The following is a 14,773-nucleotide window of genomic DNA, read 5'->3' as shown; positions in this document are numbered from 1 at the left end:
GCCGGTGGACCCGGTGACCCGGTGGACCCGGCCCGGTGGACCGGCGGGCGGGTGGGCCCGCCCGGCCGGCCGCGGCGTCAGGGCCGCTTCGGACGGCGCCTGCGGTAGAGCGTGACGCGGTCCGCGTGACCCAGCCAGCGGACCGTCGGCCGGCAGACGGCCTCGACGGTCCAGTGGCGGCGCAGCTCCGCGAAGAAGGCGGCGTCGGCGCACATCCCGCCGGGGCCCTCGCCGACGTAGAGGAACAGATCCCCGCGGTAGGCGCGCAGGGCCCGTACGGCCATCGGGTCCGCGGGAGGGGGCCACACCAGCAGCAGCGTGTGCCCGGGGTGACGGCGCACCGCCTCGGCCGCCGCGAGCGTTTCGACCTCGGCGTAACGGAAGCCGTGGGTGAAGCCGTTCCCCTCGACGGGATGCAGGTCGGTGGCCACGACGCCGACCCCGGCGAGGGACAACTGCCGTGCCCAGTAGCCGGATCCGGCGCCCACCTCCACCAGGGGCGCGCCGCCGGTGACGCTCCCGATCCACTCCACGGCCGAGGCGGTGCACACCGCCCAGCTGTAGAGACCCGCGAGGTCCTGCCGGCGCAGCATCAGCGGGGACGCGGGCCGGTCGCCCGGCAGGTGGTCGAAGACCTCGACCACCGGGCCGGCGGGTCCGGGCGCGCGCAGCGCCGGGTACCACAGCAGCGGCACCATCTGCGGGTTCCGGTCGGCGAGCAGCAGGTCCCGCTCGGGGAGCAGCTCGGCGAGGGACCGGAACGGGTGCCCCCAGCCCGGGAGCATCACCGTCGGCGTGGCCTCCCACATCGCCTGCAACCGGGTGGAGAGCTCGACCAGCCTCTCCACCACGGTCGGACCGGCCGCCGGGGCGGCCAGTGGATCGTCCATGCGGGCGGCCGTTACGACAGGTACCCGTGCTGGACCGTGGCCAGGGTGCCCTCGGCCGGGGTGGCGGGAGGGGAGACCATCGCCATGTGCGCGACGACGCTGATGCCGTCCCGGTCGGCCGGGGCGGCCGGGCTCGCGGAACCGGCGGTGGCCGCTCCGGTGAGCGCGGCGACGGCGGCCGCGACGACGGCGGCGTTACGGGTGGTCGGATTCATGTGTGGTCCCCCAGAAGTCTGACGTGGATCAATAAATGATCTTCACCAATCAGCTTACACAGTGCGTGACTTGGCGACACGGACACCCCGGCACCCCGGTCCGTCCGCCGGTTCGTCCGCCGGTTCGCCGTCGGTGGCCGTCCCGTCAGGGGCCCGCACCCGGCCCCGCCCGCGCCGCGCCACGGGCGGATTCCTATCCTCGCCCCATGACGGCCACCCTCACCCGCCTCACCGCGCCCGCACTGCGCGCCCACCGCGACGAACTCGCCGCCCTCCTGCGCGACGTCGTCGCGGACGGAGCCTCCCTCGGCTTCCTCACCGGCCTCGGCCACGAGGAGTCCGCCGACTGGTGGGACTCCCTGCTGCCCACGGTCGAGGAGGGCACCCTCGCCCTCTGGATCTCCCGGGGCCCCGACGGCCGGCTCGACGGCACCGTCGGCTGGCACCGGGAGACCAAGCCGAACGGCCGCCACCGCGCCGAACTGCGCAAGCTGATGGTCCACCCGTCCGCCCGGGGCCGCGGCACCGCCCGTGCCCTGCTCGCCGAGGCCGAGCACCAGGCCGCCGTCGCCGGGATCGTCCTGCTGTTTCTCGACACGGAGACCGGCAGTCCGGCCGAACGGGTCTACCGCGCGGCCGGCTGGACCGAGGCCGGCACCATCCCCGACTACGCCACCGACCCGGCCGGGCGGCTGCGCCCCACGACCCTCTACTACAAGCACCCCGAGCGGAGGTGACCTCGCCCGCCACGCCGCGTTAGACCCCGTAGCGCGGAACACCGAGCGAGGGAGACCGTATGTACGCAGCAGCAGCAGCAGCAGCAGCAGCCCGACCGAGCCGCCGCACGGTCTTGCGTACGGCCTTCACCGCGGCCGTGCTCGCCGGCACGGCCGCGGTCCTGGCCCCCGTCCTCGGGGCCCGGCGCCCGCGCCAGACGCTCACCCCGGCGCCGCTCACCGAGGAGACGTACCGCGGCCGCCACATCAGCGTCGACCTCGCGGGGGCCGCGGTGCGCATCGACGGCCGTCCCCTGCACGTCATGCGGCGTGCCGACGGCAGTTACCTCAGCGGGGTCAACCACTTCGAGTCCTTCGCGACCCCGGTGGAGCTGGCCCGGGCCGCCGTCGACGAACTCGGCACCAACCAGCTGGCCCTCGCGGCCCCGCACCACGGCTGACGGACATCCCGGGAGGAGCCCCGCCTTGTACACGCGGCAGAACCAGAAGGACCTGACCGGCGCCCAGAAGAAGCGGTTCACGGCGGCCGTGCTGGAGCTCAAGCGCAACGGCACGTACGACGAGTTCGTGCGGACCCACGACCGGTACTTCGTGCCCGACCGGGACCGCAAACTGCGCGTCGGGCACATGTCCCCGTCCTTCTTCCCCTGGCACCGGCGCTACCTGCTGGAGTTCGAGAAGGAGCTGCGGTCCCTCGACCCGGGGGTGTCCGTCCCGTACTGGGACTGGACCACCGACACCAGCCCCGTCTCCTCCCTGTGGGCCGACGACTTCCTCGGCGGCACGGGCCGCGAGAGCGACCGGCAGGTGATGACCGGCCCCTTCGCCTACGAACGCGGCAACTGGACGATCACCGTGGGGATCACCGAGGCCCGGTTCCTCACCCGCAACCTCGGCCGTCCGGGCAACCCGATCTCCCTGCCCACCCCGGCCGAACTCCAGTGGGCGCTCGACGACCCCCTCTACGACAGCTCGCCCTGGGACTCCACCGCCGCCGACGGCGGCTTCCGCAACAAGCTGGAGGGCTGGGCCGCGCCCAAGAGCGAGCGCTGGCGCAACCACAACAAGGTCCACCAGTGGGTCGGCGGCCACATGACGGGCGGCACGGCGCCCAACGACCCCGCCTTCTGGCTGCACCACGCCTTCGTGGACCTGCTGTGGGACCGCTGGCAGCAGCGCCACCCCGACTCCGGCTACCTGCCGGCCGCCCCCCTCGCCCCGGGCGACCTCCAGCGGGGCCGGGTGATCGCCCTCGACGAGCCGATGCCGCCGTGGGACGTGAGCCCGCGCGAGATGTACGGACACCAGGGCGTCTACCGCTACGCGTGAGCTCCCCGCCCCGGGCCCCGTCTCCCGGGCGGGCCGGGGCCCGGGGGACGGGGGGCGCGGGGGGCACGGGGGGTTCGCCGCCCGGGACTGCGGCCCCTGCGAGCTGAGGACTTCGTGCACCGATGCCAAGACCGGCCGCAACCTCACCCTGCGGCGCCGCGTCGAGCACGACATCCTCCAGCAGACCCGGCCCGAGCAGGACACCGACCAGTGGCGCCGCCGCTACGGCCACCGAGCCGGCGTCGAGGGCGCGATCTCCCAAGCCGTCCAGGCTTTCGGCCTGCGCCGATCCCGCTACCGCGGCCTTGCCGAAACCGTTACAGCATCAGCTGACCGGCGCCGCCATCAACCTCGCCCGCCTCGACGCCTGGCTCACCGGCAGACCACTCGCCAAAGCCCGCATCTCACCCTTCGCAGCACTCCGCCCCGCTGGATGAGATCCAGCGGGGCGGAATTGACCAACAGGGTCCCGTGGGGAGCGGGAGCCCTTCTCGTCAGTTCGGGCCGGTGGTCAGCCGCCGTAGCCGCCCTGGGTGTGGTGGTCGCCGTGCTCGCCGCCCGACGCGTTGATGCAGGTGTTGCCGAAGGCCGGGTTCAGCAGGCCGACCACGTTCACGGTGTTGCCGCAGACGTTGACCGGGACGTGGACCGGAACCTGGACGAGGTTGCCCGACAGGACACCGGGGGAGCCGACCGCCGCACCGTGCGCTCCGGCATCGGCAGCCGCCAGACCCGCACCGGCGGCCAGGGCGCTACCGGCAGCAGCGGTGATGACGAACGCCTTCGCGATACGCGACATCAAGATCTCCTCGTGAGATGTGGGGCGCCGCAGTGGTTGCGGCATTTGACATGGCATACAACGCGGCGGGAGCCGAGTGGTCACGGTCCGTGGGCCTACCCGGTGAAGGAGAACCGGACGGACGCGAAGTACTGCCGCACCTGGGTCACCGTTCCGGGCAGCAGGACCGCCACGGCCGGCCCCGCGCAGCGCGGTTCGCGGTAGAGGGTCGCGGTGGCCCGGGTCCGGTTGGTGACGGCCCGGGTGCCGCCGCCCTCCGCCTCGACACAGCCCTTTGGGGAGGCCACGCCGTGGACCCGGTCGTCCTGGCCGACGTACTGGAAGTCGGGCCCGGCGGCCAGGGCGGGGCCGACGGCCCCCGAGAGGCCGGCCGCGGCCAGCAGCAGGGCGGACAGGACGCGTGGGGCGCGGGGGTTCCGAACGGTTCGCATGCCGGTCCAACCAGGACGGCCCCGGCCCGGGTCACGCCTTGTCACCCCCGGCACGCCTGTGCGACCGTGCCCGGAGCGCGGGTGAGGACCGACGGGCGAGGACCGAGGAGAGCACGGATGAGCACGGCGAGCGGCGGCGGACGGCCCCGGGCAGGTACCGCACACGGCACGGTGGAGGGCCGGTGGGGCCCCGGCGGGACCGCCGTCTTCCGGGGCGTCCCCTACGCGGCCCCGCCCGTCGGCCCGAGCGCCTTCGCGGCCCCCGGACCCCCGCGGGCCTGGGACGGCGTACGCGACGCGGGGGAGTTCGGCCCCACCGCCCCCAAGGTGCCCTACCCCGAGACCTTCGCCGCCCTGCTGCCCGACCCGGAGATCCCCGGCGAGGACTGCCTCACCGTCAACGTGTGGACCCCCGACACGGCGCCCGCGGCCCGGCTGCCCGTCATGGTGTGGCTGCACGGCGGCGCCCACACCCGGGGCTCCTCCGCCGTCCCCGTCTACGACGGCTCCGCCTTCGCCCGCGACGGGGTCGTGCTCGTCTCGGTCAACTTCCGCCTCGGCGTGCTCGGTTACGGGCTCTTCCCCGACGCCCCCGCCAACCGCGGCCTCCTCGACCAGATCGCCGCCCTCGAATGGGTCCGGGACAACATCGCGGCCTTCGGCGGCGATCCCGGCCGCGTCACCGTCTTCGGGGAGTCCGCCGGGGCGATCAGCGTGGGCGCCCTGCTCGCGGCCCCCCGCGCCGAGGGCCTGTTCGCGCGGGCCGTCCTGCAGAGCGGAGCCCCCGAGGCGCTGCCGCGCGAGAAGGTGCGCGCCATGGTCCGCCGGATGGCCTCGCTGCTCAAGGTGCCCGCCACGGCGGCCGCCTTCGCAGCGGCCGGGCTGCCGGCCCTGCTCACCGCCCAGGAGGCCGTCCTGCGGCGCTCCTCCCCGGTGCTCGGCGGCCCCGCCTTCGGCCTGGTCACCGACCCCGCCACGCTGCCAGGCGACCCGCTGGAGGCCGCAGTCGCCTCCGAGGTGCCGCTGCTGCTGGGCTGGACCTCCCAGGAACACCGGCTCTGGCTCGCGCCGACCGGCGCGATGCGGCTGCTGGACCGGCTGGGCCCGCTGGCGGTGGCGCTGGGCCGGGTCCGCAGCGGCAAGGACCGGGTCGCCGTACGGGCGCTGCGCGCCGCCCTGCCCGGGGCCGGTCCGGCCGACCTGACCGGGCACCTGATGACCGACCGGCTGCTGCGCGACCCGCTGCGGCGGATCGCCGGGGCCCGGCGGGCGGCGCCGAGCCACCTGTACGAGTTCGCCTGGCCCAGCGGCGTACCGGGCCTCGGGGCCTGCCACGCCCTGGAGCTCGGCTTCGTCTTCGACACCCTCGGCGTACCGGAGTCTTCCTGGCTGGCCGGGCCGGACGCCCCGCAGGCGCTCGCCGACGAGATGCACGCGGCGTGGGTGCGCTTCGCGGTGACCGGGGACCCCGGCTGGGAGCCCTGGAACGGCAACGGCCCGCCGAAGGTGTTCGGCGGGCCGGAGCCGGAGGCAGTGCGTGCGGAGGCTGTTACTCCACTGGTCCTTCCATGACCTTGCTGATGAACTCGATCGGTCCCTCGCCCATGTTCGGCACGTAGGTCTTGGCGTTGTGCTGGCCGCCCGGGATCACTCTCAGGCTGGTGTGGATCGGCCCCTTGGTATAGGTGGAGACGAACTTCTGCACGTCCGGGAGCGTTTTCTTGTTGCTCTCGTTGTCGCCGACCTGGAAGGCCAGGTAGACGTCCGGGCCCTTCTTGTCGATGAGCTGCTTGGCGAGCAGCTCCGGGTTGTTCTCGGCCTTCTCCTTGTCATGGCCCACCCACAGGGGGGAGTCCGGGACGATGTCCGGTCCGGAGCAGATCGCGGCCTTGAACTTCTCCGGGTACTTGAGCACGGCCTTGAGGCTGGAGAAGCCGCCGGTGGAGGAGCCCATGAAGGCCCAGCCGTCACGCGACTTGATCGTGCGGAAGTTCTCCCGCATCAGGTCCGGGACGTCGTCGGTCAGCCAGGTGCCCATCTTGGGCTGCCCCGGGATGTCGGAGCCGTCCCAGTAGATGGCCTTGGGCTCGTCCGGCTGCGGGTTGAGCACCGGCATCGCCAGGATGAAGGGCTTGCTCTTCCCCTCGGAGTACCACTGGCTGATGCTGGACTGGAGCTTGAGGTCGGTACCCATCCAGTAGTTCATCGGGTAGCCGGCGCCGCCGGGCAGGGCGATCATGACCGGGAAGCCGCTCTTGGCGAACTTGGGGTCGTTGTACTCCTTCGGAGCCCAGACCCACACCTTCCCCTTGAAGCCGGACTTCTTGCCGTCCAGCTCGGTGACCGCCACGTGGGTGCCGTCCGACAGGGTCGACGCGTTCTTGAACTGGGCCGTCGGGTTCGTGGGCATCGACATCTTCGAGTTGGGCGCCGCCTTGGCCGCCCCGCCCTTGTCGCCCGCGGGCTTACCGAAGGAGACGGCCTCGCCCTTGTCGGTGAACGGCGGTATCTCGAAGTAGCTCATGGCGCCCGCGGCGATGCCCGCGAGGGCCAGGACCGAGACTCCGGCGATGATCCACTTCTTCGCCTTGGACTTCCGGCGCGGGGGCTCCTCCCCGTAGGGGGGCTCGTACTGGTCGTACTGGTCGTACTGCTGCTGCTGCTGCTGGTGCTGCTGCTGGTAGGGCGGCTGCTCGTAGCGGGGCTGCTGCATCGTGGGGGCCTCGTACCCCTGGTCCTGCTGCCCGTAGCCGTTCTGGCCGTAGGGGGCCCCGCCCTGCTGCGGCTGTGCGTACCCGGGCCGGCCGTAGGGCTGCTGACCCTGCGGGGGGCGGCCCTGCGGGGGCTGGCCGTAGGGAGGCTGGGAGCGGCCCTGGGGCGCGTACTGCGGCTGGCCCTGCTGTCGGCCCTGTTGCTGACCGTACGGGGGCTGCTGCGGGTACTGCCCGTCCGGCCGGTACGGCGGCTGGTACTGCCCGTCGGAATCGTGCGACATCTGCGGTGGTCTCCGGCTGTTGCTGCCCCGTTTGGGGTTGGACTGCTTCCGTTCGAATGATGAACGATAGTCCTTCCGGGTTCCTCATTTTTACTTCTCTTGAGATTTCCGGGGGGAGGTCGTTACCCGTCGCCTGGCGGGCCCGCGCTGTTCCCGTGCTGTTGGTCCACCGTCCCTGGCCCATGCACATGCCCCTGGGTATGGTGCGTCCGCGCCGCCGCCCCCAGACCCCCTCACGCCCGGAGGTACGTCCCGTGTTTGGCATGACCACTTCATGGTCCCGTCGTAAGGCCGCCCTGGCCACCGCCTTCGCCGTCACCGCCGCCGGCACCGCGCTCTGGGCGGGCATCGGAGCCGCACAGCCCGCCCACGCCGCGGCCCTGCCCGCCCCCGACCACGTCGTCGTGGTGGTGTTCGAGAACCACGCCTACAGCCAGGTCATCGGCAGCTCCAGCGCCCCGTACATCAACTCCCTGAAGACGGGCGGAGCGAACCTCACCAACTCCTTCGGCATCACCCACCCCAGCCAGCCCAACTACCTCCAGCTCTTCTCGGGCTCCAACCAGGGCGTCACGGGCGACAGCTGCTACACGCCCGGATTCAGCTCCGCGCCCAATCTGGCCTCCGAGCTGATAGCCGCGGGCAAGAGCTGGGCCAGCTACAACGAGACCCTCCCCAGCCAGGGCTCCACCACCTGCTCCAGTGGCAACTACGCCCGCAAGCACAACCCCTGGTTCGCCTTCTCCAACGTGCCCACCAGCACGGCGAAGACGATGACGCAGTTCCCCACGGACTACACCACCCTGCCCAAGGTGTCCTTCGTCGTCCCGAACCTCTGCAGCGACATGCACGACTGCTCCGTCGGCACCGGCGACACCTGGCTCAAGAACAACCTCAAGGCCTACGCCGACTGGGCCAAGACCCACAACAGCCTCCTGGTCGTCACCTTCGACGAGGACAACCGGCTCGCCGGGAACAAGATCCCGACCGTGCTCTACGGCCAGCCCGTCACCCCCGGCTCCACGTCGAGCACCACGTACAACCACTACGACATGCTGCGGACGCTGGAGGACCTGGCCGGGCTGACCACCCACGCCGGGAACGCCGCCACCGCCACCGACATCACGGGGATCTGGACCTCCTGACCATGTACGTCGCGGACTCGCGCGCGAACAACGCGCCCGCCGTGCTCCCCGAGTCGCAGGCCGTCGCCCCGGGCACCCGCCCGGGGCGGCGCGCCGCCCTCGCCCCCACGGTGCTCGCCCTCGGCACGGTCAGCCTGATCACCGACGTCTCCTCGGAGATGGTCACGGCCGTGCTCCCGCTCTACCTCGTCGCCGGACTCGGGCTCTCCCCGCTCGGCTTCGGCCTGCTCGACGGCGTCTACAACGGCGTCAGCGCCCTGGTCCGGCTCACCGGAGGCCACCTCGGCGACCGCTTCGGCCGCCACAAGGCACTCGCCGGGATCGGCTACGGCCTCTCCGCCCTGTGCAAGCCCCTCCTGCTGATCGCGCACACCCTGCCCGCGATCGGCGCCGTGCTCGCCCTCGACCGCACCGGCAAGGGCCTGCGCACCGCCCCGCGCGACGCCCTGATCTCGCTGGCCGCCACCCCCGAGGACCGCGGCCGGGCCTTCGGCGTGCACCGGGCCATGGACACCGCCGGCGCGCTGATCGGGCCGATCCTCGCCTTCCTCATCCTGCGGGGCGCCGCAGGCGGCTACGACGCCGTCTTCACCGTCAGCGCCTGCGTCGCCGCCCTGGGCGTCCTGGTCCTGGTGCTGTTCGTACCGGGCCGCCGCGCCGTGCCCGCCCCCGACGCCGAGCCCGTCTCCCTGCGGGCCTCCCTCGGGCTGCTGCGCCGCCGCGACCTGCGCCGGATCAGCCTCGGCGCCCTGCTGCTGGGCCTGTGTACCGTCAGCGACGCCTTCGTCTTCCTGCTGCTCCAGCGCGCCACCGGAATCGCCGACCGCTGGTTCGCCCTGCTCCCGCTCGGCACCGCGGCCGCCTTCTTCCTGCTGGCCCTGCCGCTCGGCCGGCTCGCCGACCGCGTCGGCCGCCGCCGCGTCTTCCTCGGCGGTCACCTCGCGCTGCTGCTCGTCTACGGACTGCTCCTGGCCGGCGGCGGGCACCCCGCCCTGCCGTACGCGGTGCTCCTGCTGCACGGCGGCTTCTACGCGGCCACCGACGGCGTGCTCATGGCCGAGGCCGCCGGGGCCGTCCCCGAGGAGCACCGCGGCGGCGGGCTGGCCCTCGTCCAGACCGGCCAGGCCCTCGCCCGGTTCGCCGCCTCCCTCGGCTTCGGCGCCGCCTGGACCCTGTGGGGGGCCCGCCCCGCCCTCGCCGTGGCCGCCGTGCTGCTCGCCGTGGCCGTCGCCTGCTGCGTCCGCCTCCGCCCCGCCGACGCCTGATCCCCGCCGCTTTCCCCGAAAGGCCCCGATGACCGCCACGCCCCCCACGACCACGCCCCCCGAGGCCCCGTCCCCGGCGAGCCCGTCCCCGATGACCCCGCGGCGCCGGATGCTGATCCTGGTGAGCGCGGTCGTCCTGCTCACGGTCGTGGGGGTGCTCGCCTTCGTCCGTGCCTCGTCGCGGGCCGACGAGAAGAACCACGCACGGGCGGGTGGCCCGGCCGTCTCCCACGGCGAGGTCACCCTGGCCCCGGACGGCGGCGGGCGGCGACTCGTCTTCCGCAACATGGCCTGGGGTCCCTTCCGCGACGAGCTCGCCACCGTCCCGGCGGACGCGCCCGAGGGCCCACGGACCGCCTCCGGGGTGAAGTGCCTGCGCTTCCACTCCGCCGGGGGCACCGGGATCTGCCTCCGGGCGGAAGAGGGCGCCGTGCAGGAGAGCTACCGGGCCGTGGTGCTCGACTCGCACCTCAAGGAGATCACCGACCGCCCCCTGGCCGGCATCCCGACCCGCGCCCGGGTTTCGCCCGGCGGCCACCTCGTCGCCTGGACCGTGTTCGTCGGCGGAGACTCGTACGCCGGTACGAACTTCTCCACCCGCACCTCACTGCTGGACCTGCGCACCGGGAAGTACGACGCCACCCTGGAGGACTTCACGATCCGCAAGGACGGCGAGACCTACCGCAACGCCGACGTGAACTTCTGGGGGGTCACCTTCGCCGCCGACGAGAAGACCTTCTACGCGACGCTGGCCACCGGCGGACACACCTACCTGGTCCGGGGCGACCTGGCCGCGCGCACGGTGACCACCCTGCGGGAGAACCTCGAATGCCCCTCGCTGTCCCCGGACGGGACCCGGCTGGTGTTCAAGAAGCGGGTGCCCGGCCTGTCGGCCGACGCCCCGTGGCGCCTCTACCTCCTCGACCTGGCCTCGATGAAGGAGACCCCGCTCGCCGAGGAGCGCAGCGTGGACGACCAGGTGGTGTGGAGCGACGACCGGACCGTCGTCTACTCCCTGCCCGGCGACTTCGGCGCCGACCTGTACTCCCTGCCGGCGGACGGCAGCGGAGCCCCCGCCCGGCTGATGCCCTCGGCCCTCGCCCCGGCCTTCCTCGGCTGAGCCGCTGAGGAGGGCCGGGACGGGAACGCCGTCGCGGGCGGGCCGGGAGGGGTCGCAGGACCGTTACGCCGGGATCAGCGTCTTGCGCCGGCGCTTGCGGGGCTGGGCGCCGGACATCCGCAGCTCGATGAGGGAGCGGACGGTGGGCCACTCCTCGTCGAGCACGGAATAGAAGGCCGTGCTGCGCACCGCGCCGTCCAGCCCCCGTGAATGGGCCCGGCGGACCCCTTCGCAGGTGAAGCCGAGACGTTCCATCGCCGCCCGCGAGCGCCCGTTGCGGGCGTCCGCGCGCAGGGAGATGCGGCGCACGCCCCAGGTCTCGAAGGCGTGGCGGAGCATGAGCAGCTTGGCCTCGGTGTTGATCCCCGTGCCCTGGGCACCCGGCGACAGCCAGGTGTTGCCGATCTCGGCGGCATCGGGGATCGCGGTCGTCGGATCCCCGAAGGGGACCCCCGGTACCGCGGGCCACACCAGCGGGCCCTGCCAGTAGTCGAGTTCCAGGAACCGGGTCGAACCGACGACCCGCCCGTCAGTGGCTCTGACCACGGCGAACGCAAGCGATCGACCCGCTGCCTGATCTGAGAGGGCGCGGTCGATGTACTCGTGGGACGCCTGCAACCCGTGCGGCACGGGAGTGAAGGCGTAAGTCGTACGATCCTCGGCACCGGCCACGGCCAGGGCCTCGGTGTGGTGGGGGGCGAGGGGCTCAAGCCGCACGGAGCGGCCAACGAGGAGTACGGGTACGGGCACGGAGCCTTCGGTCCTTCTGGGCGGTGGGGTGGTTGCACAGTCTGCGCTCCTGACGTCACCCCCCGCGCAAAACGCGGGTGAAAGGCAACGGGCTGTCAGGTGAACGCGAGTGGCTCAATGTAGCCCCTTAAAGTCCTCTCATGAACCCCCAATTTGGCAATGGCGCGACATCGTTTTTTGATGACTTTGGTCCGCGCGACGGACAGTCCGTGATCCTGCTCCACGGACACCCGTTCAACCGCTCGATGTGGGTGCCCCAGGCGACTGCCCTGACGGCTGCGGGATATCGAGTCATCGCCCCTGACCTGCGAGGATACGGGGAGAGCCCGGCTCTGGAGGAAAAGACGACGCTCGCCCGCTTCGCCGATGACGCGGCCGCGCTGCTGGCGGATCTGGGAATCGAACAGGCGGTCGTCGGCGGAGTGTCCATGGGCGGGCAGATCGCACTGGAGGTCAGGTTGCGCCACCCGGGTCTGGTACGGGCGCTCGTACTCAGCGACACCTCCCCGGCGCCGGAGACGCCGGAGGGGGTGAAGTTCCGCAGGGAGCTCGCCGAGCGGCTCCTGGAGGAGGGCATGGCCCCGTACGCGGATGAGGTCATGGACAAGATGCTGGCCCCCTACAACCTCATCGCGCAGCCCGGGGCCGCCGCCCGGGTGAGCGCGATGATGCGCGCCACCGACCCCAGGGGGGCGGCCGCGGCCCTGCGCGGGCGGGCGGAGCGGCCGGACTACCGGCCCGTGCTCGCGGAGCTGCCCGAGACCGTGCCCTGCCTGGTGTTGGTCGGCGCGGACGACGTGTACACCCCGGTTGCGGACGCCGAGGGCATGTGCGCCCTCGCCCCGCACGCCCGGCTCACCGTGATCGAGGGGGCGGGCCACCTGCCGGGCGTCGAGCGGCCCGAGGAGTTCAACCGGGCGCTGCTGGAGTTCCTCGCCGCCCTGTGACCGGCCGACCCCCTGCCGGCCGGGGGTCGGCAGGGGGTCGGCAGGGCTGCCGGGTGGCCCATCGAAACCGCCCCCCATTGGACCAGCCGAATGGGCCATTCCGCTGATCCAATGGACCGGTGACGATACGCTTCCTGCCCGCCCCCGGCGCCCCGCGCCGCCTGGCCGCCGCCCAGCTGAGCAACTCGGTCGGCGACGGCGCCTACTACGTGTGCTCGGCCCTCTACTTCACCCGGGTGGTGGGCCTCTCACCCGCCCAGATCGGCCTGGGCCTGACCCTCGCCTGGGCGGTCGGCTCGGTCGCCGGGGTCCCGCTGGGCGCCCTCGCCGACCGGCGGGGACCGCGCGGCACCTCGGTGCTCCTGGCCCTGGCCACCGCCGCGTCCGTGGCCTCCTTCCTGTTCATCCGGTCCTACGGGGCCTTCCTGTGCGCCGTGGTCCTCTACGCCGTCTTTCAGTGCGGTCTCGCGGCCGCCCGGCAGGCGCTGCTCGCGGGGCTCGTCGCCCCGGGGGAGCGGACGGGCGTGCTGGCCCACCTCCAGTCCACGCTCAACGCCGGACTCGCCCTCGGGGCGGCACTGGGCGGCCTGGCGCTCGGCGCCGGCACCGAGCGGGCCTACCTCGTGGTCTTCGCCCTCGACGCCCTGAGCTTCCTCGGATGCGCGGCCCTGCTGGCGACCCTGCCCGCCGTGCCGCCCGCCGCGGACCGGGCGGCGGGGGCGCCCCGGCTGGCGGTGCTGCGCGACCGGCCGTACGCGCTGGTCACCCTGCTCAACGCCGTGCTGCTGCTGCGGATGCCGCTGCTCAGCCTGGCCATACCGCTGTGGATCGTGGAGCGCACCCAGGCTCCCGGCTGGCTGGTGTCGGCGCTGTTCGTGCTCAACACCGTGGCCGTGATGCTGTTCCAGGTACGGGCGGCCCGGCCCGTGACCGACCTCGACAGCGCCACGCGGGCCCTGCGGGTCTCCGGGCTGCTGATGGCCCTGTCGTGCGCCGTGTTCGCCGCCTCGGCGCTGCCGGGGGCCGCATGGGCCGCCGCGGCACTGCTCGTGGTGGGCGCCGCGCTGCAGGCCGACGGCGAGATGCGGCAGTCGGCCGGGTCCTGGCAGATCGGCTTCTCGCTGGCTCCCGCCGAGCACATGGGCCAGTACCAGGGCTTCTTCGGCACCGGGGTGCCGGTGGCCCGGACCCTGGGGCCGCTGCTGCTGACCTCGCTGCTCCTGCTGTGGGGGATCCCCGGCTGGCTGCTGCTCGGCGCCCTGCTGCTGGCCGCCTCCTACGCGATGGGCCCCGCGGTGCGCCGGGCCCGGTCGGCCGCGCGGGCCGAGGACGTACCGGCCGGGGGCGTACCGGCCGGGGGCGTGGCCGCGTAGGGCGCCCGGGAACCCCCGCCCCGAGGGCTCCCGCGGCCGACCCGGCCGCGGGGACCCGGGCCGTCGGCTGCGATCATCCGTCCATGGACGACGTACTGCGGCGACTGGCCGCCGTGGGCCCCTTCTTCACCGTCGCGCACGGCGAGCGACCGCCCGGCCCCGGGTTCCGGCCGCTCGACGAGCTGTACGGGGAGCACCTCGCGCCCTACGTGGCCGAGGTCGGACGGCGGATCGGCAGCGGTCCGGGCCGGGTGGCGGCCTCGACCGCGCAGTTCGGGATCGCCTCGCGGCTGTGGTCGCTGGGCCTGGGCTGCGCCGCGCTCGGCGGCGCGATCCCCGACCTGGACCCCGCCCGCCTGTGGTGGCGCCTGCCCGCGGCCGGCTCGCTCGAACTGTGGCTCCCCGAGCCGGCCGCCCGGCCGGCCGCGGCCCTCGGCGAGAGCGTGCTCGGGAACCTGGCCGTACTGGACGCCGCGCTGCGCGAGCGGTACGGGGTCTCGGCGAAGGTGCTGCGCGGCAACGCCGCCTCCGGGCTCGTCGGCGCGCTGCGCGTGCTGCTCGACCGGGTCCCGGCACGACCGGCCGTCGAGCTGGCCGGAGCCCTGCTCGCCGACGGCGGGCCCCTGGCCGGCACGGGCACCTTCGTCCACGAGGAGGGGCTCGGGGTGGCCTTCGTACGGCGCAGCTGCTGCCTGTACTACCGGGTGCCCGGCGGCGGCCTCTGCGGGGACTGCGTGCTGCGGACCAGGTAGCCGCGCCGTGGCCCGGGGGGCCGTT

Annotated in this window: 16 protein-coding genes and 1 pseudogene; 11 read left to right on the top strand and 6 right to left on the bottom strand. The window is 73.4% G+C overall.

The features are described 5' to 3' along the window. Nucleotides 1–77: 77 nt before the first annotated feature. Both ACEPPI_RS22350 and ACEPPI_RS22345 read right to left on the bottom strand, forming a co-directional pair. Nucleotides 78–890 (bottom strand): hypothetical protein, encoded by an 813-nt coding sequence (locus ACEPPI_RS22350; RefSeq protein WP_373917022.1) that lies wholly within the window; start codon nt 888–890, stop codon nt 78–80. 11 nt (nt 891–901) lie between these two features. Next, nucleotides 902–1,105 carry a hypothetical protein gene (locus ACEPPI_RS22345; RefSeq protein WP_373917021.1) on the bottom strand — a complete coding sequence of 68 codons (204 nt, stop codon included), beginning with the start codon at nt 1,103–1,105 and terminating at the stop codon, nt 902–904. 206 nt (nt 1,106–1,311) lie between these two features. Here ACEPPI_RS22345 and ACEPPI_RS22340 point away from each other — a divergent pair, with 206 nt between their 5' ends. From ACEPPI_RS22340 to ACEPPI_RS22325, 4 genes and pseudogenes are all read left to right on the top strand, one after another. Then, a complete protein-coding gene (locus tag ACEPPI_RS22340; RefSeq protein WP_373917020.1) occupies nt 1,312–1,842 on the top strand; it encodes a GNAT family N-acetyltransferase in 531 nt (176 codons plus the stop codon). Between the two features lie 59 nt (nt 1,843–1,901). Next, complete coding sequence (locus ACEPPI_RS22335) at nt 1,902–2,282, top strand: tyrosinase family oxidase copper chaperone (RefSeq protein WP_373917019.1); 381 nt, start codon at nt 1,902–1,904, stop codon at nt 2,280–2,282. Between the two features lie 25 nt (nt 2,283–2,307). Continuing rightward, a complete protein-coding gene (locus ACEPPI_RS22330) occupies nt 2,308–3,171 on the top strand; it encodes a tyrosinase family protein (RefSeq protein WP_373917018.1) in 864 nt (287 codons plus the stop codon). 73 nt (nt 3,172–3,244) lie between these two features. Then, nucleotides 3,245–3,608: pseudogene (locus ACEPPI_RS22325) on the top strand (transposase); the annotation flags it as partial. Between the two features lie 74 nt (nt 3,609–3,682). Here the strand turns inward: ACEPPI_RS22325 and ACEPPI_RS22320 are convergent. Continuing rightward, a complete protein-coding gene (locus ACEPPI_RS22320) occupies nt 3,683–3,970 on the bottom strand; it encodes a chaplin (protein WP_285538223.1) in 288 nt (95 codons plus the stop codon). A 95-nt stretch (nt 3,971–4,065) separates the two neighbouring features. Further along, nucleotides 4,066–4,401, bottom strand: coding sequence for a hypothetical protein (locus ACEPPI_RS22315; RefSeq protein ID WP_373917017.1), 336 nt, complete (start codon nt 4,399–4,401; stop codon nt 4,066–4,068). A 117-nt stretch (nt 4,402–4,518) separates the two neighbouring features. On the opposite strand from ACEPPI_RS22315, the gene ACEPPI_RS22310 reads away from it, so the two are divergent. Further along, the gene (locus ACEPPI_RS22310; protein WP_373917016.1) at nt 4,519–5,973 is read left to right on the top strand and encodes a carboxylesterase/lipase family protein; all 1,455 of its coding nucleotides are present in this window, start codon (nt 4,519–4,521) and stop codon (nt 5,971–5,973) included. Here ACEPPI_RS22310 and ACEPPI_RS22305 read toward each other — a convergent pair. Then, nucleotides 5,951–7,396 carry an alpha/beta hydrolase-fold protein gene (locus ACEPPI_RS22305; RefSeq protein ID WP_373917015.1) on the bottom strand — a complete coding sequence of 482 codons (1,446 nt, stop codon included), beginning with the start codon at nt 7,394–7,396 and terminating at the stop codon, nt 5,951–5,953. The genes ACEPPI_RS22310 and ACEPPI_RS22305 overlap by 23 nt on opposite strands. Before the next feature lie 263 nt (nt 7,397–7,659). Here ACEPPI_RS22305 and ACEPPI_RS22300 point away from each other — a divergent pair, with 263 nt between their 5' ends. The 3 genes from ACEPPI_RS22300 to ACEPPI_RS22290 all read left to right on the top strand — a co-directional run bounded on the left by ACEPPI_RS22300 (nt 7,660) and on the right by ACEPPI_RS22290 (nt 10,926). After that, entirely contained in the window at nt 7,660–8,541 is an 882-nt protein-coding gene (locus tag ACEPPI_RS22300; RefSeq protein ID WP_356222217.1) for an alkaline phosphatase family protein, read from the top strand. 2 nt (nt 8,542–8,543) lie between these two features. Beyond that, nucleotides 8,544–9,806, top strand: a complete 1,263-nt coding sequence (locus ACEPPI_RS22295) for an MFS transporter (protein WP_373917014.1) — start codon at nt 8,544–8,546, stop codon at nt 9,804–9,806. 91 nt (nt 9,807–9,897) lie between these two features. Further along, complete coding sequence (locus ACEPPI_RS22290) at nt 9,898–10,926, top strand: TolB family protein (protein ID WP_373917040.1); 1,029 nt, start codon at nt 9,898–9,900, stop codon at nt 10,924–10,926. 63 nt (nt 10,927–10,989) lie between these two features. Here the strand turns inward: ACEPPI_RS22290 and ACEPPI_RS22285 are convergent, their stop codons facing one another. Beyond that, a complete protein-coding gene (locus ACEPPI_RS22285) occupies nt 10,990–11,676 on the bottom strand; it encodes a GNAT family N-acetyltransferase (RefSeq protein ID WP_373917013.1) in 687 nt (228 codons plus the stop codon). Nucleotides 11,677–11,816: 140 nt separating this feature from the next. On the opposite strand from ACEPPI_RS22285, the gene ACEPPI_RS22280 reads away from it, so the two are divergent. The 3 genes from ACEPPI_RS22280 (at nt 11,817) to ACEPPI_RS22270 (ending at nt 14,748) form a co-directional block, all read left to right on the top strand. After that, nucleotides 11,817–12,623 carry an alpha/beta fold hydrolase gene (locus ACEPPI_RS22280; protein WP_373917012.1) on the top strand — a complete coding sequence of 269 codons (807 nt, stop codon included), beginning with the start codon at nt 11,817–11,819 and terminating at the stop codon, nt 12,621–12,623. Between the two features lie 119 nt (nt 12,624–12,742). Next, nucleotides 12,743–13,996 (top strand): MFS transporter, encoded by a 1,254-nt coding sequence (locus ACEPPI_RS22275; protein WP_373917011.1) that lies wholly within the window; start codon nt 12,743–12,745, stop codon nt 13,994–13,996. Nucleotides 13,997–14,079: 83 nt separating this feature from the next. Beyond that, on the top strand, nt 14,080–14,748 hold the full coding sequence (locus ACEPPI_RS22270) for a (2Fe-2S)-binding protein (RefSeq protein ID WP_373917010.1): 669 nt from the start codon (nt 14,080–14,082) through the stop codon (nt 14,746–14,748). Nucleotides 14,749–14,773: the final 25 nt, after the last annotated feature.

It is taken from the genome of Streptomyces sp. AB3(2024) (assembly GCF_041862025.1).
Lineage (GTDB): Bacteria > Actinomycetota > Actinomycetes > Streptomycetales > Streptomycetaceae > Streptomyces.
Note: the sequence above shows the minus strand (reverse complement) of the source record. Positions and strands in the feature narration are given on the sequence as shown.